This window comes from Enterobacter cloacae complex sp. IR53041, assembly GCF_049238285.1.
GTDB classification, from domain to species: Bacteria; Pseudomonadota; Gammaproteobacteria; order Enterobacterales; family Enterobacteriaceae; genus Enterobacter; species Enterobacter roggenkampii.
The window spans coordinates 41,034-65,682 of sequence record NZ_JBMKHB010000008.1; the positions used below are offsets into that span (position 1 = coordinate 41,034).

General features: G+C 57.3%; 20 protein-coding genes and 1 pseudogene. 12 read left to right on the top strand and 9 right to left on the bottom strand.

All coding sequences use genetic code 11. The features are described from left to right. Positions 1-12 precede the first annotated feature (12 nt). Positions 13-1,023: a galactose/methyl galactoside ABC transporter permease MglC gene (mglC, locus tag ACOTXF_RS07930; protein WP_008500921.1), complete on the top strand. Its 1,011-nt coding sequence runs from the start codon at positions 13-15 to the stop codon at positions 1,021-1,023. 49 nt (positions 1,024-1,072) lie between these two features. Here mglC and ACOTXF_RS07935 read toward each other — a convergent pair whose 3' ends face one another. From ACOTXF_RS07935 to ACOTXF_RS07960, 6 genes are all read right to left on the bottom strand, one after another. Further along, complete coding sequence (locus tag ACOTXF_RS07935; RefSeq protein WP_045419023.1) at positions 1,073-2,461, bottom strand: glutamine synthetase family protein; 1,389 nt, start codon at positions 2,459-2,461, stop codon at positions 1,073-1,075. A 124-nt stretch (positions 2,462-2,585) separates the two neighbouring features. Continuing rightward, positions 2,586-3,302: an outer membrane permeability protein SanA gene (gene sanA / locus ACOTXF_RS07940; protein ID WP_008500918.1), complete on the bottom strand. Its 717-nt coding sequence runs from the start codon at positions 3,300-3,302 to the stop codon at positions 2,586-2,588. Positions 3,303-3,429: 127 nt separating this feature from the next. Then, on the bottom strand, positions 3,430-4,314 hold the full coding sequence (gene cdd, locus ACOTXF_RS07945; protein WP_023616716.1) for a cytidine deaminase: 885 nt from the start codon (positions 4,312-4,314) through the stop codon (positions 3,430-3,432). Between the two features lie 129 nt (positions 4,315-4,443). Further along, positions 4,444-5,139: a CidB/LrgB family autolysis modulator gene (locus ACOTXF_RS07950; protein WP_032675200.1), complete on the bottom strand. Its 696-nt coding sequence runs from the start codon at positions 5,137-5,139 to the stop codon at positions 4,444-4,446. Continuing rightward, positions 5,136-5,531, bottom strand: a complete 396-nt coding sequence (locus tag ACOTXF_RS07955) for a CidA/LrgA family protein (RefSeq protein WP_014884558.1) — start codon at positions 5,529-5,531, stop codon at positions 5,136-5,138. The genes ACOTXF_RS07950 and ACOTXF_RS07955 overlap by 4 nt, the downstream gene beginning before the upstream one ends. Before the next feature lie 190 nt (positions 5,532-5,721). Then, positions 5,722-6,426, bottom strand: coding sequence for a type 1 glutamine amidotransferase (locus ACOTXF_RS07960; protein WP_045418501.1), 705 nt, complete (start codon positions 6,424-6,426; stop codon positions 5,722-5,724). Positions 6,427-6,485: 59 nt separating this feature from the next. Here ACOTXF_RS07960 and ACOTXF_RS07965 point away from each other — a divergent pair, with 59 nt between their 5' ends. The 8 genes and pseudogenes from ACOTXF_RS07965 (at position 6,486) to ACOTXF_RS08000 (ending at position 16,738) form a co-directional block, all read left to right on the top strand. Beyond that, a complete protein-coding gene (locus tag ACOTXF_RS07965) occupies positions 6,486-7,283 on the top strand; it encodes an AraC family transcriptional regulator (RefSeq protein WP_045418504.1) in 798 nt (265 codons plus the stop codon). A gap of 41 nt (positions 7,284-7,324) precedes the next feature. Next, the gene (gene dusC, locus ACOTXF_RS07970) at positions 7,325-8,257 is read left to right on the top strand and encodes a tRNA dihydrouridine(16) synthase DusC (protein ID WP_008500912.1); all 933 of its coding nucleotides are present in this window, start codon (positions 7,325-7,327) and stop codon (positions 8,255-8,257) included. Between the two features lie 359 nt (positions 8,258-8,616). Continuing rightward, the gene (locus tag ACOTXF_RS07975) at positions 8,617-9,906 is read left to right on the top strand and encodes a carbohydrate porin (RefSeq protein ID WP_370974561.1); all 1,290 of its coding nucleotides are present in this window, start codon (positions 8,617-8,619) and stop codon (positions 9,904-9,906) included. A 166-nt stretch (positions 9,907-10,072) separates the two neighbouring features. Beyond that, positions 10,073-10,906, top strand: a complete 834-nt coding sequence (gene licT / locus ACOTXF_RS07980) for a BglG family transcription antiterminator LicT (RefSeq protein ID WP_023293816.1) — start codon at positions 10,073-10,075, stop codon at positions 10,904-10,906. A gap of 24 nt (positions 10,907-10,930) precedes the next feature. Then, a pseudogene (gene bglF / locus ACOTXF_RS07985) lies at positions 10,931-12,896 on the top strand (PTS beta-glucoside transporter subunit IIABC). Between the two features lie 12 nt (positions 12,897-12,908). Continuing rightward, positions 12,909-14,303 carry a glycoside hydrolase family 1 protein gene (locus tag ACOTXF_RS07990; RefSeq protein ID WP_232926862.1) on the top strand — a complete coding sequence of 465 codons (1,395 nt, stop codon included), beginning with the start codon at positions 12,909-12,911 and terminating at the stop codon, positions 14,301-14,303. 201 nt (positions 14,304-14,504) lie between these two features. Then, positions 14,505-15,923, top strand: a complete 1,419-nt coding sequence (mdtQ, locus tag ACOTXF_RS07995) for a multidrug resistance outer membrane protein MdtQ (RefSeq protein WP_234115149.1) — start codon at positions 14,505-14,507, stop codon at positions 15,921-15,923. 50 nt (positions 15,924-15,973) lie between these two features. Continuing rightward, the gene (locus tag ACOTXF_RS08000; protein WP_008500906.1) at positions 15,974-16,738 is read left to right on the top strand and encodes an SDR family oxidoreductase; all 765 of its coding nucleotides are present in this window, start codon (positions 15,974-15,976) and stop codon (positions 16,736-16,738) included. A gap of 424 nt (positions 16,739-17,162) precedes the next feature. Here ACOTXF_RS08000 and ACOTXF_RS08005 read toward each other — a convergent pair whose 3' ends face one another. After that, on the bottom strand, positions 17,163-17,735 hold the full coding sequence (locus tag ACOTXF_RS08005; RefSeq protein ID WP_232926859.1) for a DedA family protein: 573 nt from the start codon (positions 17,733-17,735) through the stop codon (positions 17,163-17,165). 157 nt (positions 17,736-17,892) lie between these two features. On the opposite strand from ACOTXF_RS08005, the gene ACOTXF_RS08010 reads away from it, so the two are divergent. Together ACOTXF_RS08010 and pbpG are read left to right on the top strand one after the other, a co-directional pair. Further along, the gene (locus ACOTXF_RS08010) at positions 17,893-18,480 is read left to right on the top strand and encodes a Yip1 family protein (RefSeq protein WP_008500904.1); all 588 of its coding nucleotides are present in this window, start codon (positions 17,893-17,895) and stop codon (positions 18,478-18,480) included. 167 nt (positions 18,481-18,647) lie between these two features. Further along, positions 18,648-19,571, top strand: coding sequence for a D-alanyl-D-alanine endopeptidase (gene pbpG / locus ACOTXF_RS08015; RefSeq protein ID WP_023293820.1), 924 nt, complete (start codon positions 18,648-18,650; stop codon positions 19,569-19,571). Between the two features lie 83 nt (positions 19,572-19,654). On the opposite strand, the gene ACOTXF_RS08020 is transcribed toward pbpG, so the two are convergent. After that, the gene (locus tag ACOTXF_RS08020; RefSeq protein ID WP_234115148.1) at positions 19,655-20,209 is read right to left on the bottom strand and encodes a GNAT family N-acetyltransferase; all 555 of its coding nucleotides are present in this window, start codon (positions 20,207-20,209) and stop codon (positions 19,655-19,657) included. A 112-nt stretch (positions 20,210-20,321) separates the two neighbouring features. Next, on the bottom strand, positions 20,322-22,070 hold the full coding sequence (gene dld, locus ACOTXF_RS08025; protein ID WP_048962890.1) for a D-lactate dehydrogenase: 1,749 nt from the start codon (positions 22,068-22,070) through the stop codon (positions 20,322-20,324). Positions 22,071-22,259: 189 nt separating this feature from the next. Here dld and bglX point away from each other — a divergent pair, with 189 nt between their 5' ends. Next, positions 22,260-24,557 carry a beta-glucosidase BglX gene (gene bglX, locus ACOTXF_RS08030; RefSeq protein WP_232926858.1) on the top strand — a complete coding sequence of 766 codons (2,298 nt, stop codon included), beginning with the start codon at positions 22,260-22,262 and terminating at the stop codon, positions 24,555-24,557. Positions 24,558-24,649: the final 92 nt, after the last annotated feature.

Genomic DNA, 24,649 nt, shown 5'->3' on the forward strand with positions numbered 1-24,649 from the left:
CAGGGGCTCCTCATGAGTGCGTTAAATAAAAAAAGTTTTCTCACTTACCTGAAAGAAGGCGGTATTTACGTTGTTCTTTTAGTCTTGCTGGCAATCATCATTTTCCAGGACCCTACGTTCTTAAGCCTGCTGAACCTGAGTAACATTCTGACCCAGTCCTCCGTGCGTATTATCATTGCGCTGGGTGTGGCGGGCCTGATCGTGACCCAGGGGACGGACCTTTCTGCCGGTCGTCAGGTAGGTCTGGCGGCGGTTATCGCGGCAACCCTGCTGCAGTCGATGGAAAACGCCAACAAGGTCTTCCCGGAAATGGCCACCATGCCGATTTTCGTGGTGATCCTGATTGTCTGCGCCATCGGTGCGGTGATTGGTCTGATCAACGGTATTATCATCGCCTATCTGAACGTGACGCCATTCATCACCACCCTGGGCACGATGATCATCGTTTACGGTATCAACTCCCTGTACTACGACTTCGTCGGTGCTTCGCCCATCTCGGGCTTTGACAGCGGCTTCTCGACCTTTACGCAAGGGTTTATCGCGCTCGGTAGCTTCCGCCTGTCGTATATCACCTTCTATGCGCTGATTGCGGTCGCCTTCGTCTGGATCCTGTGGAACAAAACGCGCTTTGGCAAAAACATCTTCGCTATCGGCGGTAACCCGGAAGCGGCGAAAGTCTCCGGCGTAAACGTTGCCCTGAATCTGCTCATCATCTATGCCCTGTCCGGGGTGTTCTACGCCTTCGGCGGGATGCTGGAAGCGGGCCGCATCGGCTCTGCAACGAACAACCTTGGCTTCATGTACGAGCTGGATGCGATCGCAGCCTGCGTGGTGGGCGGCGTCTCCTTCAGCGGCGGCGTGGGTACCGTACTCGGCGTGGTAACCGGTGTGATCATCTTCACCGTCATCAACTACGGGTTGACCTACATCGGCGTGAACCCGTACTGGCAGTACATCATCAAGGGCGCCATCATTATCTTCGCGGTTGCGCTGGATTCACTGAAGTACGCCCGTAAGAAGTAATCGTCACTCGCCATACCCGGCCCGCTCACCGAGCGGGCTTTTTTATGCCCTATGCCAGATGGGACTCCTCCTGCGTCACAATCCGCTCAAACCAGTCGAGTTCAGAAAGCTTGCAGGCGACCCACTGTTCGGAAAAGGCGTCGCCCAGGCTGTCGGTGAGATACTGACAGCGGGCAAAGGCCTCAATCGCCTCCTGCTGGAACAGCGGCAGTTCGGGTTGGTCGTGCTGCGGTTCAGGGAGATCCCCCTCGTCGATATGTTCCAGCCCGTACAGCATGCCGGTCAGGATAGTGGCCGCCACCAGATACGGATTCGCATCGGCCCCGGCCAGCCGGTACTCGATACGACGGTTGCCGTCATCCGAGCAGGGAATACGCAAGGCGGCGGAGCGGGTGTTATAGCCCCAGGAGTTAAAGACGGGTTCCGTCAGGTTTTTACGCAGGCGACGAAACGCGTTGACCCCCGGCGCAAGAATGGCGACGGAGGCGGGCATTAGCGCCAGCTGGCCCGCGATGCACAAACGCATCATGCTGCTCAGCGCGTTCACCGGCGAGGCAAAAACGTTTTCGCCACGGCTGTTGTTCAGGCTGAAATGGATGTGCAAACCGCTGCCGGAGAGCTGGCTGAAAGGCTTAGCCATAAAGTTAGCCTGAAGACCGTGCTTTTCAGCGACATAGCGGGTCAGGCGGCGCAGGGCCAGCACGTTATCACACACCTCTACGACGCGTTGGCTGTGCTTCAGGTTTAATTCGTACTGTCCGGACTCGGCTTCCGCTACCACCCCTGACAGCGGGATGCGCTGCAGGTGCGCCAGCTGTTCCAGCTCGTCAAACAGCGCCGCGTGCGCCGACGAGGTATCCATGTGAAAACAGCCCTGATTTTGCGGATCGCGATCGCCCTGTCCCGTCAGATAGAACTCGATTTCCGGGGCAATCACCGGGAAGAGGCCGTGCTGGTGGAAGCGGGCCACGACGTTCTGCAGTATCGCGCGCGGCTCAAGCGGGCAGGGGTTACCGTCGCTGTCCTTCATCGTCAGCAGGATCTGCGCCGTGTGCTCTGGATCCTGCGGACAGGGACGCAAAGAGCCGGCGACAGGGACGCACAGCCGGTCGGGTTCATCATAAAGCGGGGCGGCGATGTTTCCCTTCTGGTCCATGGAGTAGACGGAAAGCGGAAAATAACAGCCTTTTTCCAGGCTCAGCATGCTCTCTACCGAGAGGCGCTTGCCGCGCATCGTGCCGTTGATATCGTTCAGGTAAACGTCAACATGTTTCGTCTGCGGGTAACGTTCCAGATAATCGGCCACTTCCACGGCAACGTTGTGCTGCAGGGCGTCAATTTTTTCATCCAGCCAGAGGCCAGAATTAAGTGCGCCAGGGAGTGATAAGCCGGGAAAGTTAAAGTACGGGCGGAGACTTTTGAGGAAAAACGCATTCATTATCGAGTTCATAGTCATTCTTCAATGAAGCCGTAGCGGCAGTGAACTCAGCTTAAAAGAGCCGACGTAAAGGGGAGATAAAAAGCGTCAGGCCCGGCGTAAAGAAAGTATAAAGGCGGTCCCGTTATTTCTCTTTTTTCTGCATATCCAGCAGCTGCTCGGGCGTGACGGCCGGATAACCCTGCGCGTCTTCCGGCACTTCGTGCATCGCCGGAATCGGCACCAGCGGGCCTAAAAAGCGCGGTTCGCGCTTAAAGATATACAGATCGGCCAGGGCACCAAAGCGGGCGCCGAACTCGCGGACGCGCACGCTCAGCATATCTTTTGGCGACGGCACCGCGTAGCACTGCGCCTGAATGCCCATGTGCAGGGCGATAAACAGCGCGCGCTCGCAGTGGAAGCGCTGGGTGATGATGATGAAGTCGTTGGTGTCGAAGACTTTGCGCGTGCGGACGATGGAGTCCAGGGTGCGGAAGCCCGCGTAGTCGAGCACGATATCGGCAGGATCCACGCCCGCGGCAATCAGGTCCTTACGCATCGTCACCGGCTCGTTATAGCTTTGCAGAGCGTTATCGCCGCTCAGCAGCAGGTAGTTCACCTTGCCGCTGTTGTAGGCGTTCAGCGCGCCCTGAATGCGGTAACGGTAATACTGGTTGATGACGCCGGTGCGGTAGTACTTGGCGGTGCCGAGCACCACGCCAACCTGACGATAGGGCAGGTCCTGCAGGTCGTCAAAGATATAGGGGGCGGTTTTCCAGCTCATCCAGCGGTCGAGGCCGAGCACGATCAACAGCAGTATGCCGACCAGGACAGACAGGCTGTAAAAAACGCGCTTTAACATGCAGATGGCTCGTACCGAAGGTGAAATTTAACTCAGGCTACTTTACCCGCCTGGTTAGCGCAAGAAACAGCGACTCAACTGAGGGGTTTTTCAACAAACTGGCGGGCATTTCTGCCCGCCGGAAGGGTTACGCCAGCAGCACGCGGTCAATCGTTGTACAGCCCAGCGCTTTAAGCGTTGCGGCAGTGGCATCCCACTGAATCAGCGGCGCATCAGCAATTTCTGCCAAAATAGCGCGCTGAATGTCAGGATAATCATAGCCGTTCAGGCTCAGCAGGTTGAGTGCGCCCTGCAGCGGCGGCAGCGTTGGGTTAAACGCGGCGTTTTCCGCATAGCTGCCGGTGAAGATTCGGCCATCGCGGCACTGCAGCGCCACGCCGCTTGGGGATTTGCTGTACGGCGTGTGGCTCTTGTTGGCGGCGGTAATCGCCGCCTGGCTCAGGTCATCGCCGGACAGGGCGAAACCGTGGTTCTGCTCGTCCATCAGCAGGGTTTTGATCTCCAGATCTTTCGGGCCAAACGCATCAGGCAGGTAATCCGCCAGCGTGTGCGGCGCGCGACCCGGCAGATTGATGCGCAGCTGCAGCCCGCTGTTCAGCTCGTTCATAAACTGACGGCAGTGGCCGCACGGAGTGTAGTTAACGGTTATGGCGCTCAGGGCTTTTTCACCGCGCAGCCAGGCGTGGCTGATGGCGCTCTGCTCGGCGTGCACGGTCTGCTGCATGGTTGCGCCCAGGAACTCCATGTTGCCGCCGAAGTACCAGGTGCCGCTGACGCCGCGCGCAATGGCCCCGACGTTGAAGTGGGAGAGATCGGCTCGCGCGCAGGCGGCAGCCAGAGGAAGCAGTGCGAAAGCCAGCGCGTCTTCGTCCAGTCCCGTTGCCTGTTTCAGCATCGTGACCTGCTCCGCGGTCAGCAGGGCGGGGAAGTGCGCATCTGCCAGAACGGGAGCAAGGGCTGACTGCAAATTCTCTGCAAGCTGGGCGAAAGCAGCTTGAAAACGTGGGTGCATGGCGTTTGCCTCATAAAGGTTAATGGATCGGTAGTTTACGGAGCCGTCAGGGCTTTATATGTGATCCACTTCTCATTATGTATGCAACTTATGAAATCAAAATGAAATTTGCGCGACGCATCGCAAATTTTAGCCCATCACTACCAGAATCAGCGGGAAAATGAACGGGGCCAGCAGGGAGGTAATAATCCCGCAGATCACCAGCGCCAGGGAGCTAAACGCCCCTTCCTGATAATCCAGCTCCGCGCAGCGGGCAGTGCCCAGCGCGTGCGAGGCGGTGCCCATCGAGAGCCCCCGTGCCGCCTTAGTATGAATACGCATCGCGTTCAGCAGGGTGTGGCCAAACACCGCGCCGAGAATACCGACGAAAATGACGCACATCGCGCTGATGGCCGGAATGCCGCCGAGGCTGCCCCCAACCGCCATCGCGATAGGCGTGGTCACCGATTTAGGCAGGATTGACGCCGCAATCTGTGGGGAAGCGCCCATCAGCAGCGCCACCGACGTGCCGGTGATCATCGCCACCAGGCTACCCACAAAACAGATGGTAATGATGGATTTCCAGCGGGCGCGGATCTGGTGCAGCTGCTCGTATAAAGGAAACGCCAGCGCCACGACGGCAGGCTGCAGCAGGTCGTTTAAGATTTTGCTGCCGGCAAAGTAGCGTTCGTAAGGAATGCCGGTGAGCAGCAGGAACGGAATAATCACCACCATCGCCACCAGCAGGGGGTTCAGCAAGGGCATTTTGAAACGCGCGGCAAGCTTACGTGCGGCGAAAAAGACTGCAAGGGTGAGCGGCAGGGACCACCAGATATTGTCCATCATTTTTTTGTTTTCTCCCCAATCACGTTACGTTCGCCATGCACCAGATGTGAACTCCAGCTCACCACCAGGAAAACCACCAGCGTACTCACCGCGCAGGAAACAACAATCGGGCCGAACTGGGCTTTGAGCAAATCAAAATACTGCATGACCCCGACGCCGATAGGCACGAAAAGCAGCGCCATATAGCGAATGAGGACGAAGCAGCCGGGATTGACCCACTTTGCAGGCAGGATTTGCAGCGCCAGCAGCACGAAGAGGATCAGCATGCCGATAATGCTGCCGGGAATGGTGATGGGCAGCAGCGACGCGATGAAAATCCCGGCATACAGGCAGGCGTAAATCAGGACGAATGCGCGCAGATATTGCCAGATAATGTTCAATGATTTGCTCATGGTGATAGTCCTTGCTGAAACGCATTCATCATACAATTAAACCTAAAAATGTGCCACGGATCACATCATGAATTTTGAGCATACCAGACATTCCGGAATGGAACGTCCGGTATCACCTTACTGGTACAGGCTACAGTTTAGAGGAAAGGGATTGCGCTGGCGAAGTAACGCGCCAGAGAAGGCATCAGCGTCAGGCGGTCAGTTTATCGAGAAAAGAAAACAGCACCTGGTTCATTTCGCGATAATCATGCGAGCGGAGTTTTTCCGCCGTTTCGACAAAACGGAATTCACCCGCACGGAGGAGGTCATTCTGCGAATGCTCAATCAGCAACTCTACCACCTCCGGCGTCAGCTCCATATGGCACTGGAAACCGTAAACCCGTTCGCTGTATTGCACGATCTGGCGGGGACAGCCCTCGCTGTATGCCAGAACCTTAGCCTGCGGCGTCAACCCAGGCATGTCGTTATGCCAGTGACCGACGTTCAGCACGCTGCCAAAGTCCTCAAACAGCGGGTTCGCCTTGCCTGCATCTGTGAGCCTGACGGGAAATTTGCCGATCTCTTTTTCCGGGCTGTGGCAAAACGCGGCGCCCAGCGCTTCGCCGATAAGCTGTGAGCCCAGACAAACGCCTATCACCGTTTTACCTTCCTCTATCGCGCGGCTGATGAGTGCCTTTTCCGCCTGCGCATCAAACCAGGGGCATTCCTCACGCGTGGTGGCGGGGGACTGCGGGCCTCCCATGATGATAAGCAGGTCTGTGTGCCCCAGCGCCTCAGGTAACGGATCGCCCTGATACACTCTGGTGTAGCTCAGACTGCAGCCGCGACTTTTCCCCCAGATTTCATAGGCGCCTGGCGCCTCGAAATGTTCATGAATAATAAAATGGATGTGCATTGCGTCTCTCTCTGGTTACGTGTACAAGCAGCATCATAAGAGGAAGGGAGGAATGTGAAATGCCAACCGTTATCGATAAAACGCCAATTCACGACGATGCTATCGGATGGTCAAGAGGGGCAATTCGCTATACGCGCGGCGAAATCGATCCGCCTCACCAGCATTCGCAGGGACAACTTTTGTTTGCCATCAAAGGAGTCATGCTGGTCGAAACCGGCAGCAAACGCTGGGTCATACCGCCGCAGCGCGCGCTGTGGATCCCTCCCTTTCAGGAGCATACCTACAGCGTGTTATCCGCAACGGAGCTTCGCGCGGTCTGGTTTAGCCCGGCACTGATTTCGCAATGCGAACCTTTTAAGCGGAAAGACGAGGTTCACGTGATTATGGCCACAGCGTTGTTCAAAGAGCTGATTGCCGGGCTGTTCAGCGCGGAATACCGGCCGGCAAGCCAGCGCAGCATGGCCGTTTTGCTGCTCGACATCCTCAGCGAGACGCAGCAGATTTCAGTCGAACTGCCGATGCCCGTGGATGAGCGCTTACATCGCGTGGCCTGTGACCTCATTGCCAACAATCTCTGGGATCTCTCTCTGGAAAGGCTGGCGGAACGGGCCGCGATGTCAGAACGCACATTTTCACGTGCGTTTATCAACGATACCGGCTTTAGCTTCCGGGCCTGGCGACAGCGCGCAAGGATTTGTGCCTCGCTGGATCTCCTCGCCAACGGATACCCGGTTAAGCAGGTGGCCTGGATGCTGGGGTTTTCCGGCCCGGCGGCATTTGCGGCGGCGTTTCGCGCCATTGTTGGGGCAACGCCGGGTGACTTTCTGCCTGAACAGAAGCGCTTCCCAGCGATATAGAGAGCGGCTACTATAGCGCGTCTTTTTTCACAGGTACTGCTATGCGTGTTTTACTGGCCCCAATGGAAGGCGTGCTCGACTCCCTCGTGCGCGAGCTTCTGACCGAGGTGAACGACTACGATCTCTGCGTGACGGAGTTTTTGCGCGTGGTCGATATGCTGTTGCCGGTAAAATCCTTCTTCCGGCTTTGCCCCGAGCTGCACAACCAGAGCCGGACCTCTTCCGGCACGCTGGTGCGGATTCAGCTCCTCGGCCAGTACCCTGAATGGCTGGCGGAAAACGCCGCCCGCGCGGTTGAGCTGGGCTCTTACGGGGTAGATCTCAACTGCGGCTGTCCGTCGAAGCTGGTGAACGGCAGCGGCGGCGGGGCGACGTTGCTGAAAGATCCTGAGCTGATTTACCGCGGCGCGAAAGCCATGCGCGAGGCCGTGCCCGCGCATTTGCCGGTGACGGTAAAGGTGCGCCTGGGGTGGGACAGCGATGCCCGACAGTTCGAGATCGCCGATGCGGTGCAGCAGGCCGGGGCCACCGAGCTGGTGGTGCATGGCCGCACTAAAGAAGATGGCTACAAAGCCGATCGCATAAACTGGCAGGCGATCGGTGAGATCCGCAAACGCCTCTCCATTCCGGTGATCGCCAACGGCGAAATCTGGGACTACGAGAGCGCGCAGGCCTGTCTGCAGGCCACCGGCTGCGATGCGGTAATGATCGGCCGCGGCGCGCTGAATGTGCCCAACCTCAGCCGGGTGGTGAAATATAACGAACCGCGTATGCCCTGGGCAGATGTCGTCACGCTGCTGCAAAAATACAGCCGTCTGGAAAAGCAGGGCGACACCGGTTTGTATCACGTCGCGCGTATTAAGCAGTGGCTGAGTTATTTACGCAAAGAGTACGAGGAAGCGCTGGAATTATTTCAGGAGATTCGTACTTTACAGACGTCGGCTGATATTGCGCGGGTGATTCAGTCCAAATAATAAGCGTTAAATTGCTCACACTTTTTTAAAACAGAAAACAGTTCAGGTTTTCAACGTGGCGCGACGGTGTTAAGGTGCCACTGTTTTCAACGCAGGATTGTGACTGGTTAACAGGCAAAACCTAAGCGTTCCACAGCATTTTCGCTGTGGGGCGCTTAGGTTTTTTTTTGCCTGTCATTTACGCAGGAGAGATATTTGGCTTAGCGCTTTTTAATGATTTTTAAAAAAAGAAATAGCGACAGGAAATAGAAAAATTTCCTGCGGCCGGTTACGCACTCAATACTCAATCACAGGTTGTTATCATGGCATATAAAAATAAACTCTATGCGTTCGCCTTATTGGCGATATCCCCGCTGTCGATGGCGCAAGACTGGAACGGTACGGTATTAGGGTTTGAAGCTCCGCCGGAGCCTGTGCTGGGCGAAATGCTCGGCATACGTAAAATCCTTAACGATAACGGTTTTACCTATAACCTCGGATACCTGAATGAAATTGGCTGGAACGGCGGTGGCGGATATAACCACGACTCCCACGTGGCCTATATTGACCAGTTCGCGCTGACCTTCAACCAGGACCTGGAGCGCTGGACCGGTATCCCGGACGCGCGTATCGAGGGGAACATCGTCAACCGCAACCACAATGACGATCTCACCACCAAACGCGTGCAGGACCCGCGCGTCAACTTCAACGATCTGACCCAGGAGAGCTGGGGCGGGCAGTCGATTACCCGTCTGGGCTGGCTGACCTTTGCCCGCAGCTTTGACGACCGGCGTCTGACCTGGCGCATCGGGATGATGAACAAGGTGCAAACCTTCGATCAAATTATCCCCTGTGATTTTCAGCTGCTGTCCCAGTGCGGCGGAAAGTCAGCCAACTCGCTGACCTGGAACAACTGGAACGTGCACACCTGGGGCACCACGCTTGCCTATAAACTCACGCCGACGCTGACCTTAAAAGGCGGCGTGATGGAGCAGAATCCGCAGGCCGCCAGCCGCAGCCATGCCTGGAGCTGGTCGACGAAGGGCAGCAAAGGGGTCTTACTGCCGGTTGAAATCGAAGCGCGTCCGCTGATTAACGGCCTGCCGGGCGCGTACAACCTGGGCGTGGTGTTTACCAACGCGCCGCAAACCGATCTCTATCGCGGCAAATCCGGCGGGGCGGGCGCGACGGACCCGGACGGATTCGATACCCACAGCCGGACCTGGTTCATGTACGCCGGGCTGAACCAGCAGCTTACGCAGCATCAGGATGACCCGAATCGCGGGGTGAGCACCTCGTTCAGCATGAGCCTTGCGGATCAGAGCACTAACTACATGCATCAGGTTTATGCCGCCTCGCTGCGCTACCGCGGGCTGTTTGATGCGCGACCGGAAGACTGGATTGGCTTTGGCTTAACCTGGATTGATATGAGCAGCCAGTACGCCCGCAACCAGCGTTACCTGAACAGCCTGAGCGGCGTGAGCGACTACAACAATCCGGCCTGGCACCCGGTGCCGGGCCATTCCCTGAACGGCGAGTTTTACTACCGCTTTCGTCCGGTGTCATGGCTTGAACTGCAGCCGGGCATTCAGTACTGGCACCATCCCGGCGGGGTCAGTCGCACCCAGGATGCCTGGGTCACCGAGCTGAAAACGGTGGTGACCTTCTGATATCACGGTAGCAAGTTCGATCCGCGTCACGTTTCTGACGCGTGACGCATTGAGGCTACGAATGAAACTGTTAGAGTGCCAGAACTGGATTGTTACTGCTTAGGCAGGCAAAACCTGATTTTCTGGCATCTGCCGGAGGTCAGGTTTTTTTGTTTCTGGGGTTCAGATGAAAATCGCCAAGATACTCAATAATAACGTGGTGGTTGTTCAGGATGAGCGCGGGCGCGAACAGGTGGTGATGGGCCGTGGGCTGGCCTTTCAGAAGCGCGTCGGTGAAGCGCTGGATACCGCGCGGGTTGAAAAGGTGTTTGCGTTACAAAGCGATGAACTGGTGCGTCGGCTCGGCGAGCTGCTGAGTCAGATTCCGCTGGAGGTGATGACCACCTGCGACCGCATCATCGGGCTGGCGGCGCAGCGGCTGGGCAAGCTGCAGGAGAGCTTGTATATCACCCTCACCGATCACTGCTACTTTGCGATTGAGCGGCAGAAGAACGGGTTGGCCATCAAAAACGTGCTGCTGTGGGATATTAAACGGCTGTATCCGAAGGAGTTCGAACTAGGGCAGGAGGCGCGGGCCATTATCGCCAGACGCCTTAATGTCGAACTGGAGGAGGATGAGGCCGGTTTTATCGCGCTGCATCTGGTTACCGCGCAGCTCAACAGCGAAATGCCGGAGGTGATGCACGTGACGCGGGTGATGCAGGAGATCCTGCAGCTGGTGAAGTATCAGCTGCAGCTTGAGTATGACGAAGAGTCGCTCAGCTACCAGCGTTTTGTCACCCACCTGAAGTTTTTTGCCCAGCGGATGCTCACCCGCACCGTGGTGGAAGATGACGATGTCTCCCTGCATACGGCAGTCAAAGACAACTACGCGAAGGCGTGGAAATGCGCCGAGAAAATTGCGCAGCACCTGAACAAAAGCTATCAGCGTGAGCTGACAACCGAAGAAATTATGTTCCTCGCCATTCATATCGAGCGGGTGAGAAAAGAGGGGCGTTAAGCCTCAAAACAGGATTGTTACTGCATCACGCAGGCAAAACCTGAGCGCGGCCTTCGTCAGAAGGTCGTTCTCGGGTTTTTTTATTTTTGTACTCAGTCAACAGGTGCCTGCGGGCATCGGATGTAAGGAAATCGAGATGGAATACCAGGCGTTAGCGAAGGATATTCTCGGCCACGTTGGCGGAAAAGAGAACATCGTCAGTCTTGTGCACTGCGCGACCCGGCTTCGCTTCAAACTGAAAGAGAATCAACGGGCGGATGCGGAAGGGCTCAAGAAAAACCCGGGCGTGATCATGGTGGTCGAAAGCGGCGGCCAGTTTCAGGTGGTGATTGGCAACCACGTTCACGACGTCTGGCAGGCAGTGCGCAATGAAGCAGGCCTGACCGACGACGCCCCTGTCGTGGAAGAGAAGGGCGAAAAGGGGAACCTGCTGGGCCGCCTGATTGACATCGTCTCCGGGATCTTTACCCCATTTATCGGCATTCTGGCCGCGTCCGGTATTCTGAAGGGGCTGCTGGCGCTGGCCGTGGTCTGCGGCTGGCTCACGACCGAGAGCGGCACGTATAAAATCTGGTTTGCCGCCAGCGATGCGCTGTTTTTCTTCTTCCCGCTGGTGCTGGGCTATACCGCCGGGAAAAAGTTCGGCGGCAACCCGTTTATTACCATGGTGATCGGCGGGGCGCTCACCCATCCGGTGATGATTGCGGCATTTAACGCCAGCCAGCAGCCGGGGGCGGTATCGGAAGCCTTTTTGGGCATCCCCGTCACGTGGTTCAACTACAGCGCGTCGGTGATCCCGATTATTCTCGCCGCGTGGGTCAGCTGCTGGCTGGAAAAACAGAGCACCAGGCTGCTGCCTTCCTCGATGAAAAACTTCTTCGCGCCGCTGATCTGTCTGGCCGTGACCGTGCCGCTGACTTTCCTCGTCATCGGGCCGCTGGCGACCTGGCTGAGCCAGATGCTGGCGAACGGCTATCAGACTATTTACGTTCTGGCACCGTGGCTGGCGGGCGCGGCGATGGGCGCGCTGTGGCAGGTCTGCGTTATTTTTGGCCTGCACTGGGGGCTGGTGCCGCTGATGATCAACAACCTGGCGGTGCTGGGGCATGACTCCATGCTGCCCATGCTTTTGCCTGCGGTGTTTGGCCAGGTGGGGGCGGCGCTGGGCATTTTCCTGCGTACCCGCGATGCGCGTCAGAAAATGCTGGCCGGTTCATCCGTGACGGCAGGTATTTTTGGTATCACCGAACCCGCAGTGTATGGCGTAAACCTGCCGCTGCGCCGTCCGTTTATCTTTGGCTGCGTGGCTGGCGCTATCGGTGGGGCGATTGTCGGCTTCAGTGACACCCACGTTTACTCCTTCGGCTTCGCCAATATCTTTACCATCGCCCAGATGATTCCGCCGGGCGGCGTGGACGCCACGCTGTGGGGAGGCATTATCGGCACGGTGGTGGCGCTGGTGCTGAGCTGCGGCCTGACGCTGCTCGCCGGTATGCCAGGAAACACCGCGCCAGAGAATGTGGTCTCCGCGGGCGAAAACGATGTGCTATCGCCGATGACCGGTACCGTTCTTGCTCTCGACCAGGTGCCGGATACCACGTTTGCCAGCGGCCTGCTGGGCAGCGGCGCCGCGATTATTCCCTCCGATAACAAAGTGGTTGCCCCATTTGCCGGTGTGGTGGCTTCGCTGTTCCAGACCAAACACGCCATCGGCCTGCTCAGTAACAGCGGGATTGAAGTGTTGATCCACGTGGGTATCGACACCGTGAAGCTCGACGGCAGGCCGTTTACCACCCATGTGAAGGTCGGTGACAAGGTGCAGCCCGGCGATCTGCTGCTGGAGTTTGACCGACAGGCGATTATCGATGCCGGATACGACCTGGCGACCCCGATTATTATCAGTAACAGCGACGAGTATCGCGAGGTGGCGACCCTGGCGGCAACGTCCGTCATTGCCGGTGCGCCGTTACTCAGCGTCAGTCATCAATAACAGGAGAATGTGATGAAAACTTTCCCGGACGATTTTTTATGGGGCGGCGCGGTTGCCGCGAATCAGATAGAGGGTGCGTATCTGGAGGAGGGGAAAGGGCTGTCCACCTCTGACGTTCAGCCGCAGGGTGTCTTCGGCCCGGTAGTTGAGCGCGTCCCTGGGGACAGCGGCATCAAGGATGTCGCCATCGACTTCTATCATCGCTACCCGGAAGACATCAAGCTGTTCGCCGAGATGGGCTTTAGCTGCCTGCGCGTCTCCATTGCCTGGACCCGCATTTTTCCGAACGGTGACGAGCAGCAGCCGAACGAGGCGGGGCTGGCGTTTTACGACCGGTTGTTTGACGAGCTGGCCGCGCACAACATCACGCCGCTGGTGACGCTGTCGCACTATGAAATGCCGTGGGGGCTGGTGAAGCAGTACGGCGGGTGGGGCAGCCGTCAGACTATCGGCTTCTTTGAGCGCTATGCCCGTACCGTGTTTGCGCGCTACAAAGAGAAGATTAAGCTGTGGCTGACTTTCAACGAGATCAATATGTCTCTGCACGCGCCGATGACCGGCGTCGGTCTGCCGGAAACCAGCAGCAAAGGGGAGGTGTACCAGGCGATCCACCACCAGCTGGTGGCCAGCGCGCTGGCGGTGAAGGCCTGCCATGAGATTATCCCGGATGCCAGAATCGGCAACATGCTGCTGGGCGGCCTGATGTATCCGCTGACCTGCAAGCCGGAAGATGTTCTGGAGACGCTGCAGGAAAACCGCGCGTGGCAATTCTTTGGCGACGTGCAGTGCCGCGGCGCCTACCCGGGGTATATGCAGCGCTTCTTCCGCGACAACGGCATTCAGCTAGAGGTCACTGACGCCGACCGCGAGGCGCTGAAATCTACCGTCGATTTTATCTCCTTCAGCTACTACATGACGGGCTGCGTCACCGCGGATGACGCCCTCAACCAGCAGGCGCGCGGCAATATCCTGAGCATGGTGCCAAACCCGCATCTGGCCAGTTCCGAATGGGGCTGGCAGATTGACCCCATCGGCCTGCGTACTCTGCTAAACGTGCTCTGGGATCGCTATCAGAAGCCGCTGTTTATCGTGGAAAATGGCCTCGGGGCGAAGGATAAACCGGACGCAGACGGCACGGTGCAGGATGACTACCGCATCAGCTATCTCAACGATCACCTGGTGCAGGTGCGGGAAGCGATCGAAGACGGCGTTGAGGTGATGGGCTACACCAGCTGGGGGCCCATCGACCTGGTGAGCGCATCAAAAGCTGAACTCTCTAAGCGCTACGGCTTTATTTACGTCGATCGCGATGACAGCGGGAAAGGCACGCTGGCGCGCAGCCGTAAGAAAAGTTTCTACTGGTATAAAGAGGTTATTGCGACAAAAGGCGCTTCGCTGAAAGTTTAATAAAGCGATCAACCTGACAGGGGATGTTCACCCTGTCGGGTTGATTATTTTTTATTTGCATAATTCAATTTAAATAATAATTTTGGTGAATATTTTTCCGTATATTTAAATCTATGACAATTTACGCATTGCCACGCATTACTAAAAAAATAAAGAGAATCAAGCGTAATTTGCGCCTTTATTTTTTGAGTTTATGGCGTCATGAAACGTTCTCTTATTTTATCTCTGAGTGTTCCCTTTGCATTTATTCTGGCTGCCTGCGCGCCTGAACATGCCACGGTATCTCCCATTAAAACGCAAACCACGGCGGCGTCGGTAAAGACGGTTCTGGCTCAACAGGACTGGCCGAAAAATGAGTGGTGGAAAGCATATAACGATCCTGAACTTAATTCGCTGATTGCGAAAGCATTAAGCGATGCGCCGGATATGCAGATTGCCCGTCAGCGCATTACGCTTGCGGAAGCCCAGGCCAAAGCGGCTATGGCTGCCGACGGTCCGCAGATCGATTTTTCAGCGGATGCGGAACGTCAGAAAATGTCCGCCGAGGGGCTGATGGGGCCCTTTGCCATTACCGACCCGGCGGCAGGAACGACCGGGCCGTGGTACACCAACGGCACCTTTGGCCTGACGGCAGGCTGGGATCTCGATCTGTGGGGAAAAAATCGCGCGCAGGTCGAAGCCCGGATTGGCAAAGTGAATGCGCAAAAAGAGGAGCTGGAGCAGACCCGTCAGCTGCTGGCCAGCAGCGTGGCGCGGCTCTACTGGGAGTGGCAAACGCAGGCCGCCATTGGGGAGGTCCTCGCGGAGATCAAACATGAGCAGGACAATATTATCGGTGCCGATCGCGAGCTGTATCAACACGGGATCACCTCCTCCGTGGAGGGCGTTGAAACGGATATCAACGCCAGCAAAACCGAAGAGCAGCTGGCCGAAGTCAACGGGAAAATGAAAGCCATTGAGGCGCGTCTGGTTGCGTTGACGAACGCCTCCTCCGTGAAGCTGACGCGGCACGACTTGCCAACGGTGGAAGCCTCGCTACCGTCGACGCTCGGCTATGAACTGCTGGCACGCCGTCCGGATCTGCAGGAGGCGCACTGGTATATCGAAGCCTCCATGAGCGAAGTGGAGGCCGCCCGAGCGGCGTTTTATCCTGACGTGAACCTGATGGCGTTCTTACAGCAGGATGCCCTCCATCTGAGCGATCTGTTCCGTTCGTCCGCGCAGCAGATGGGCGTGACCGCCGGGCTGACGCTGCCGATTTTCGACAGCGGCAGGCTTAACGCCGGGCTGGATATCGCTCAGGCGCAGAACAACCTTTCAGTAGCCAACTACAACAAAGCGGTGGTAGAGGCCGTCAATCAGGTGGCACACACGGCCAGTGAAGTCGAAACGCTGATGGCGAAAAACAGCCACCAGCAGCAGGTTGAAAAAGATGCGGCACGGGTTGTAGCGCTGGCGCAGGCGCGTTTCAGCGCGGGGATCGTTGCGGGCTCCCGGGTCAGTGAAGCCAGAATACCGGCCCTTAAAGAGCACCTCGAAGGATTGCTGCTGAAGGGGCAGTATGTGGACGCCACGCTGCAGCTGACCTCCGCGCTGGGGGGTGGCTATCATCATGGCTAAAAAAGGTCATTAACTATACTTACCTCTTTGCAGTTTTTCAGGAGGTGAGTATGACCAGAGTAGCGATTGTGACCGCATCGGATTCCGGCATCGGTAAAACCACGGCCCTGATGCTGGCAGAGCGCGGGTTTGATATTGGCGTCACCTGGCACTCGGATGAGAAAGGGGCGCTGGAAACCTGCCGTGAAGTCGAAGCGCAGGGGCAGCGCGCGGAGGCTGTCCATCTTGATTTAAGCACCCTGCCGGAAGGCGCTGAGGCCATAGAGACGCTGATTGCGCGCTTTGGCCGGCTGGACGTGCTGGTCAATAATGCAGGGGCGATGACCAAAGCGCCGTTCCTCGAGATGCCGTTTGACGACTGGCGGAATATTTTCACCGTCGACGTGGACGGGGCGTTTCTCTGTTCACAGATAGCCGCAAGGCAGATGGTGAAGCAGGGGGAAGGGGGACGGATTGTGAACATCACCTCGGTGCATGAACACACGCCTCTGCCGCAAGCGAGCGCCTACACGGCGGCAAAACACGCGCTCGGCGGCTTAACCAAATCCATGGCGATGGAGCTGGTGAAGCACAACATTCTGGTGAACGCCGTCGCGCCGGGTGCGATTGCCACGCCGATGAACGACATGGACGACAGCGAAGTGAAGGAAGGCTCCATGCCGGAAATCCCGCTGGCAAGGCCGGGCCACACGAAAGAGATTGCCAGCCTGGTGGCGTGGCTGTGTGACAGCGACGCCAGCTATACAACAGGGCAATCGTTTATCGTCGACGGGGGCTTTATGCTGGCGAACCCGCAGTTTAAGCCGGAGGGATAGTTTCCTTTCGACCTCTCCCTGTGGGCTGAGTGATCCCAGTCATTTTTTTACCTGAAGCGATGAACGTTGCTTCAGTAAAATTAATCACTTACAGCGACGCCCTGGTCCGGCTGTAAATCGCCGAAGCGTTTCCGTAAGGCCGGGGCGAGGCGCAGGGATGCGCCGAGAGGGCGTAGCCTGCAGGGATGCAGGCTCATGCCCGACCCGATAGCCTGAAGGAATAAGCTGAGGGCATCGCGAAGCGGCGATTTACCGCCGGGAGCCCGGGTCGCCAGGGTGGTGGCGATTGAGCCACCCTGGCACGTTCACCGGTCATGTCGTTACAGAGTAGCAAGGAACATAAAGTGAACGGAATGACCTCCACAGCCGTATGTTCCCCTTCACCCCTGTGGGTGAGGCTTAGGGTGTGGGCATCAGGCCGCACTCACTCCTCATCCCGCGTCTTTTCCCGATGCTTCAGCCACAGTCGCACCCCAATCACCGCCACGACCACCAGAATCAACCACGCCCAGTGCTTCAGGTGCTGGTCGAGATTATGCAGCCAGGGCGCAATCACTTTGCCCCCTACATAACCGAGCGTCGTAAAGATCAGCGCCCAGGCAATCGCGCCCACAATATTGAGCGGCAGAAAAATTTTGGGCGGCAGATGGCTGGCGCCAATCAGTATCGGCCCGATAATGCGAAAGCCATACATAAAGCGCGTGCCAATAACGAACAGGTAGGGATGACGTTGAATGAGCCGCTGAGCGCGGCGGATTTTCTTCTGATGCTTTGCGAAACGCTTGAGCAGCGTGGGCCCAAAGCGCAGCCCCAGAAAGTAGAGCAGCTGATCGCCTATCATCCCGCCCAGCGCGACCGCGGCAACAACCAGCGGGAACTTCAGTAACCCCTGATGCGCGGCGACGCCACCTAACAGCGTGATGGTTTCACCTTCTGCCACGCTGCCGATGACCAGCGCGGCATAGCCATATTGCTCAATGAGTGCGTTAATATCCATTACGTAACGGTTTTCTCCCTCTGCGTGCCTCGTTTAATCATATACCCCTTGAATCAACGGCGGGGAAATCAACGGAAATTTCCCACTGTACATAAAATAATCTAAAGCCTGCATTATACTTAAGGTATCGCTGACGGGCCGACAACAAGGGGGCGCTATGAACCATGTCTGGGGACTTTTCTCCCATCCCGATCGTGAAATGCATGTCATTAAAAGTGAGAACGAAACGGTCTCGCATCATTACACGCACCACGTGCTGCTGATGGCCGCGGTGCCGGTAATATGCGCTTTTATCGGAACGACACAAATCGGCTGGAACTTCGGTGACGGCACCGTGGTTCAGCTTTCCTGGTTTACCGGACTCTATCTTGCCATCATCTTTTATGGCCTGATGCTGGCGGGGGTAGCGGTCATGGGGCGCGTGATTCACTGGATGGCGCGTAACTATCCGCAGCGTCCATCGCTGGCGCACTGTATGGTCTTTGCCGGGTATGTCGCGACCCCGCTGTTCTTAAGCGGTATTGTTGCGCTTTATCCACTGGTCTGGCTGTGCGCGCTGATCGGTACCATTGCCCTCTTTTACACCGGTTATCTGCTGTATCTGGGGGTTCCTACCTTCCTGAATATCAATAAAGAAGAGGGGCTGAGCTTCTCGAGCTCAACGCTCGCCATCGGGGTGCTGGTGCTGGAGGCGCTCCTGGCGCTGACGGTGATTCTTTGGGGTTATGGATACCGTCTCTTCTGAGTTCACTGCATTGCTGGCGTAAATGCCAGCAATGCAGCATCCGTTCACGATTATCCTCTGGCGACAACGCCCGCTGACGGCTATGATGCCGAGGCCAGCCTGTGTTTATCCAACAACCCAGGCGGTGTACGTCATAACGTGCGTGAATAATTATCAGAAGTCTCACCATGCTGAAATTCCGAGTCTCTTTACTTAGCCTGGCGCTGTTGCTGGGTGCGTCCGCAGTCGTACCGGCCGTCGCCAAAACGCCCGCGGTGACCACCGCTGCTGCTCAGCCGCAAATTGCGTCCGGCAGCGCGATGATTGTCGATCTCAACACCAATAAGGTGATTTACGCCAGCCATCCGGACCTGGTGCGACCGATCGCCTCAATTACCAAATTAATGACCGCGATGGTGGTGCTTGATGCCCATCTGCCGCTGGACGAAAAACTGAAAGTGGATATTAGCCACACGCCGGAGATGAAAGGGATCTACTCCCGCGTGCGGCTGAACAGTGAGATCAGCCGTAAAAATATGCTGCTGCTGGCGCTGATGTCGTCTGAAAACCGCGCGGCGGCGAGCCTGGCGCACCACTATCCGGGCGGCTACGACGCGTTTATCCGCGCGATGAACGCGAAAGCCAAAGCGCTGGGGATGAACAATACGCACTATGTTGAACCGACGGGGCTGTCGATCAACAACGTCTCCACGGCGCGCGATCTGACGAAACTGCTGATTGCCAGCAAACAGTACCCGCTGATTGGTCAGCTCAGTACCACCCGTGAAGAGATGGCGACCTTTGCGAACCCGGCCTATACGCTGCCGTTCCGCAATACTAACCATCTGGTATACCGGGATAACTGGAATATTCAGCTAACGAAAACCGGCTTTACCAACGCGGCCGGACACTGTCTGGTGATGCGCACCGTATTTAACGGTAAGCCGGTGGCGCTGGTAGTGATGGATGCCTTCGGCAAATACACGCACTTCGCGGATGCGAGCCGCCTGCGTACCTGGATTGAAACAGGAAAAGTGCAGCCTGTCCCGGCCGCGGCATTGACGTATAAAAAGCAGAAAGCGGAGCAGATGGCGACGGCGCAGAACGACTGAGCCGTCAGTCAGCGCCGGGTGGCGGCTTTGCCTTACCCGGCCTACAAACACTAAAAACGGTAACCCAGGTTACCGTTTTGCGTTTATTCCGGCAGCGTCCAGTCACCATCGTTGAGCGGACGCTGCATAATCACCGTATCCCGCCAGTCGCCTTTCTTATAGCCTACGCTGCGCAGCTGACCGACAATCACGAAGCCATGTTTTTTATGCAGACGTAACGAGCCGGCATTGTTATTGCCATCTCCTACCACGGCAATCATCTGCCGCCACGGCCCTTGCTCGCAGCGTGCGATCAGCGCATCTATCAGTGCCGTGCCAAAACCGCGCCCGGTGATGCTGGCATCCACGTAAATCGACTCTTCCAGGGTATAGCGGTAGGCGTGTCGCGGTCGGTAAGGGGTGGCATAGCAGTAGCCCACCACAATGCCGCGGTACAGCGCGATAAGCCACGGTAAACCGTTCTCCGCCACGCTTTTCATGCGATGACGCATTTCGTCAATAGTCGGAGGGACTTCTTCAAATGACGCGCGCCCGTGAAGCACATGCCAGGCATAGATCGCGGCAATGGCATGCACATCATCGGGACGGGCGTCGCGCACTTCCAGCTCGGTCTCGGATAAAACATCAATAGCCGACATGATGTGCCTGCTCCTCGTTATCGAAGGCCGGAGAAACGTTTCTCCGGCGATAAGCCGTTACTCTATTACGATTAAGGAGCGCTTAACAATCTCTCAAATTTGGCTGTAGGAATTAATCAGACGTTTGCGTTATGTGCTGCTCCGCGTCTGCGCTCTCTTTCCAGTATTTCTTCCGCGTTGTTTTACCGATGCCGGGATTCATGCTGTTTGTAGGGTCATTCTCGCGATAAAACTGCTTAAGTGCGTCAGGGGCTTTATAAAGATGTCCGACGTTGTGTTCCGCAGGATATTGTGCGCCGCGTTCACGCAGAAGGGCGAGCATCTGCTCCTTCAGTTCGTGTGCATCGACCCCTTTCTTGACGATGTAATCCTGATGGAAGACATAGCACATAAAGTGGCCGTAATAGAGCTTGTGCACCAGCTTGCTGTCGATTTCCGGCGGCAGGTGTTCAAACCACTCGGTGTCGTTACGCCGCAGGGCGATATCGAGCGCCAGAATATCTTCCACCTCTTCGGAATGTACCGCCTGATATCGGATGGCGGCCCCTGCGGCGGCAAAGCGGTGCAGGAACGCTTTGCTGCCCTCTTCAGGCGTACAGGCAAAGAAATCCCCTTCGGCCGTTTTAAAGAATTCGGTCAGCCAGCTCTGCGCTTCGGCAATTCCGTCTCCGGCCATTTTCAGCAGCAGGTGATGTTCGTACTTGTCGCGCCAGGTTTTCATCCTCTCCGGCAGATGCGCCGGGAAAACGTTGCCCAGCTTCTGCATAAAGCGGTCGGTGAAGTGGGGTTTGAACAGCGACACTTTCTCCAGCATCGCGTCGGTACGGCCCTTCATGGTGAAGAAGAACGGCATTTTGTCGGTGCCGAGCTTGTCGATCATCAGGAAGGTGTCTTTGCCGTAGCGCTCGGCGATGTCGTAAATGTCCCGGTGCATGTATTCGCCCGCCACCGGCAGGTGGGTGAATTCGCCCAGAATATGACGGCGGATCTCCGTCAGAACCTCAGGCTGGTTGGTGCCGATGTAGAATACCTGCTGCTTTTTCTCGGCCGGGAAGGTGTCCAGACGCACAGCAAAAACGGCCAGCTTGCCCGCGCAGCCGGAGGATTCAAACAGGCGATCCGGGTCGGCGTTGTAGCGCGCCGGCGTATCGGCGTTGATATCCCGCACGCGGGTCACGTAGTCATGATCGTGCGCATGGCGACCGTCGTGCTGAACGTCTTCGTCCTTCACGCGATCGTCGTCGAGCTTGCTGAGGATCTGTTCTGGCGTGACGCCGAGATCGATTCCCAGGTGGTTCACCAGCGTCAGCTTGCCGTTTTCGTCAATACGGGCAAACAGGGACATCTCGGTATAGGCGGGGCCGCGCTGCACCAGCGAGCCGCCAGAGTTATTGCAGATCCCACCGACCACCGAGGCGCCAATGCAGGAGGAGCCGATCACCGAGTGCGGTTCGCGGCCCAGCGGCTTAAGCGCTTTCTCGAGGGAGTAGAGCGTCGTGCCGGGGAAAGCGAGCACCTGCTCGCCCTTGTCCAGCAGGTGCAGCTTGTCGAGGCGCAGGGTGCTGATAATCACGATGTCACGATCGTAATCGTTGCCGTTCGGCGTGGAGCCTTCGGTCAGGCCGGTGTTGGCCGCCTGCATTAAAATAATCTTGTCGGCGGCGACGCAGGCGCTCAGGACGCGCCACAGCTCCAGCAGCGTGCCGGGGAAAACCACCGCCAGCGCCTCGCCCTGACCGGAGCGGAAGCCCTTGCGGTAGCGGGCGGTTTTAGCCGGGTCGGCAAGCAGGTGAGAGGAGCCAACCAGGCGCGACAGTTCGTTAATAAAGGTTTTGTTATCGTCAGTTCGAACAGAAGACATCTTCCACTCCTTGTGGTGGGGCAAATTTCTCGCTGTAAAGCATAGCGCGATTAACTGTTAAGCGGTCGAGTATTCACGAGAAAAATCAGAGAATAACCCTGCAACGATCGGAGGGTTTGTGGCACACTGCGCTTTTCGCACGGTATGGCCGAGATCGTCCGGCGGTTATTGATGAGAGAGTAAAACGACATGAAATGGCTATGTTCTGTAGGTGTCGCCGTCAGCCTGGCGCTGCAACCTGCGCTGGCAGAGGATTTGTTTGGCAATCACCCGCTCACGCCTGAAGCGCGGGACGCGTTTGTCACGGAATTGCTCAAGAAAATGACGGTCGATGAGAAAATCGGCCAGCTGCGTCTGATCAGCGTCGGCCCGGATAACCCGAAAGAGGCCATCCGCGAGATGATCAAAGACGGGCAGGTAGGGGCCATCTTTAATACCGTCACCCGCCAGGATATCCGCAAGATGCAGGACCAGGTGATGGATCTCAGCCGCCTGAAAATTCCCCTGTTCTTTGCCTATGACGTGGTGCACGGCCAGCGAACCGTCTTTCCCATCAGCCTCGGCTTAGCGTCTTCCTTTAACCTCGACGCGGTGAAAACCGTCGGGCGCGTGTCGGCTTATGAAGCGGCGGACGACGGGCTGAACATGACATGGGCGCCCATGGTGGACGTCTCGCGCGATCCGCGCTGGGGCCGCGGCTCGGAAGGCTTTGGTGAAGATACGTATTTAACCTCCACGATGGGTAAAACCATGGTGGAAGCGATGCAGGGCAAAAGCCCGGCGGACCGCTACTCGGTGATGACCAGCGTCAAACACTTTGCGGCCTACGGCGCGGTGGAGGGCGGTAAAGAGTACAACACCGTCGACATGAGCCCGCAGCGCCTGTTCAACGACTACATGCCGCCGTACAAGGCAGGGCTGGATGCGGGCAGCGGCGCGGTGATGGTGGCGCTGAACTCGCTGAACGGCACGCCTGCAACCTCTGATTCCTGGCTGCTGAAAGACGTGCTGCGCGACCAGTGGGGCTTTAAGGGCATTACCGTTTCCGACCACGGCGCGATTAAAGAGCTGATCAAACACGGTACCGCCTCCGATCCGGAAGACGCGGTGCGCGTGGCGCTCAAGTCCGGCATCAACATGAGCATGAGCGACGAGTATTACAGCAAGTATCTGCCGGGGCTGGTGAAGAGCGGCAAGGTGACGATGGCGGAGCTGGACGATGCCACCCGTCACGTGCTGAACGTGAAATACGACATGGGGCTGTTTAACGATCCGTACAGCCACCTGGGTCCGAAAGACTCCGACCGGGCAGATACCAATGCCGAAAGCCGCCTGCACCGCAAAGAGGCGCGTGACGTCGCGCGCGAAAGCCTGGTGCTGCTGAAGAACCGCCTCGACACGCTGCCGCTGAAAAAATCCGGCACCATTGCCGTGGTGGGTCCGCTGGCCGACAGCAAGCGCGACGTCATGGGCAGCTGGTCTGCCGCGGGCGTGGCTGACCAGTCCGTGACCGTGCTGACCGGTATCAAGAGTGCCGTTGGTGAAAACGCCAAAGTGATTTACGCCAAAGGGGCGAACGTCACCAACGATAAAGACATCGTGACCTTCCTCAACCAGTACGAGGAAGCGGTGAAGGTCGATCCGCGCACGCCGAAGGAGATGATTGACGAGGCGGTGAACGCCGCGAAGCAGTCTGACGTCGTTGTTGCGGTCGTGGGTGAAGCGCAGGGTACGGCGCACGAAGCCTCCAGCCGAACCGATATCACCATTCCACAGAGCCAGCGCGATCTGATCGCCGCCCTGAAAGCCACCGGCAAGCCGCTGGTGCTGGTGCTGATGAACGGTCGTCCGCTGGCGCTGGTGAAGGAAGACCAGCAGGCTGACGCCATTCTGGAAACCTGGTTCGCCGGTACCGAAGGCGGTAACGCCATCGCCGACGTGCTGTTTGGCAATTACAACCCGTCGGGCAAGCTGCCGATGTCCTTCCCGCGCTCCGTCGGGCAGATCCCGGTGTACTACAGCCACCTGAATACCGGTCGCCCGTACAACGCCGACAAGCCGAACAAGTACACCTCTCGCTACTTCGACGAAGCTAACGGCCCGCTCTATCCGTTTGGTTACGGCCTGAGCTACACCACTTTCAAGGTCTCCGACGTGAAAATGTCGGCGCCGACCCTGAAGCGTGACGGCAAGGTCACCGCCAGCGTTGAGGTGACCAACACCGGCAAGCGCGAAGGGGCTACGGTGATCCAGATGTACGTGCAGGATGTCACCGCGTCGATGAGCCGTCCGGTGAAACAGCTGCGCGGCTTCGAGAAGGTCACGCTGAAGCCGGGGGAAACCAAAACCATCAGCTTCCCGATCGACGTGGATGCGCTGAAGTTCTGGAACCAGCAGATGAAATACGATGCGGAACCGGGCAAATTTAACGTCTTTATCGGCATGGACTCCGCCCGCGTGAATAAAGGCGAGTTCGAGCTGCTGTAACCTTTCCCTCCTTTGCCTCCCCCCGTCCTGCGGGGGAGGCGTCTTACCTTATGCTAAAAAGGCATTTTGACGGTTAATTCCGCCGTTTTAAG

Bases quoted from the DNA above. Each gene is read 5' to 3' on its own strand.
- mglC (WP_008500921.1), top strand. From the start codon at position 13: ATGAGTGCGTTAAATAAAAAAAGTTTTCTCACTTACCTGAAAGAAGGC.
- ACOTXF_RS07935 (WP_045419023.1), bottom strand. From the start codon at position 2,461: ATGAATGCGTTTTTCCTCAAAAGTCTCCGCCCGTACTTTAACTTTCCC.
- sanA (WP_008500918.1), bottom strand. From the start codon at position 3,302: ATGTTAAAGCGCGTTTTTTACAGCCTGTCTGTCCTGGTCGGCATACTG.
- cdd (WP_023616716.1), bottom strand. From the start codon at position 4,314: ATGCACCCACGTTTTCAAGCTGCTTTCGCCCAGCTTGCAGAGAATTTG.
- ACOTXF_RS07950 (WP_032675200.1), bottom strand. From the start codon at position 5,139: ATGATGGACAATATCTGGTGGTCCCTGCCGCTCACCCTTGCAGTCTTT.
- ACOTXF_RS07955 (WP_014884558.1), bottom strand. From the start codon at position 5,531: ATGAGCAAATCATTGAACATTATCTGGCAATATCTGCGCGCATTCGTC.
- ACOTXF_RS07960 (WP_045418501.1), bottom strand. From the start codon at position 6,426: ATGCACATCCATTTTATTATTCATGAACATTTCGAGGCGCCAGGCGCC.
- ACOTXF_RS07965 (WP_045418504.1), top strand. From the start codon at position 6,486: ATGCCAACCGTTATCGATAAAACGCCAATTCACGACGATGCTATCGGA.
- dusC (WP_008500912.1), top strand. From the start codon at position 7,325: ATGCGTGTTTTACTGGCCCCAATGGAAGGCGTGCTCGACTCCCTCGTG.
- ACOTXF_RS07975 (WP_370974561.1), top strand. From the start codon at position 8,617: ATGGCGCAAGACTGGAACGGTACGGTATTAGGGTTTGAAGCTCCGCCG.
- licT (WP_023293816.1), top strand. From the start codon at position 10,073: ATGAAAATCGCCAAGATACTCAATAATAACGTGGTGGTTGTTCAGGAT.
- ACOTXF_RS07990 (WP_232926862.1), top strand. From the start codon at position 12,909: ATGAAAACTTTCCCGGACGATTTTTTATGGGGCGGCGCGGTTGCCGCG.
- mdtQ (WP_234115149.1), top strand. From the start codon at position 14,505: ATGAAACGTTCTCTTATTTTATCTCTGAGTGTTCCCTTTGCATTTATT.
- ACOTXF_RS08000 (WP_008500906.1), top strand. From the start codon at position 15,974: ATGACCAGAGTAGCGATTGTGACCGCATCGGATTCCGGCATCGGTAAA.
- ACOTXF_RS08005 (WP_232926859.1), bottom strand. From the start codon at position 17,735: ATGGATATTAACGCACTCATTGAGCAATATGGCTATGCCGCGCTGGTC.
- ACOTXF_RS08010 (WP_008500904.1), top strand. From the start codon at position 17,893: ATGAACCATGTCTGGGGACTTTTCTCCCATCCCGATCGTGAAATGCAT.
- pbpG (WP_023293820.1), top strand. From the start codon at position 18,648: ATGCTGAAATTCCGAGTCTCTTTACTTAGCCTGGCGCTGTTGCTGGGT.
- ACOTXF_RS08020 (WP_234115148.1), bottom strand. From the start codon at position 20,209: ATGTCGGCTATTGATGTTTTATCCGAGACCGAGCTGGAAGTGCGCGAC.
- dld (WP_048962890.1), bottom strand. From the start codon at position 22,070: ATGTCTTCTGTTCGAACTGACGATAACAAAACCTTTATTAACGAACTG.
- bglX (WP_232926858.1), top strand. From the start codon at position 22,260: ATGAAATGGCTATGTTCTGTAGGTGTCGCCGTCAGCCTGGCGCTGCAA.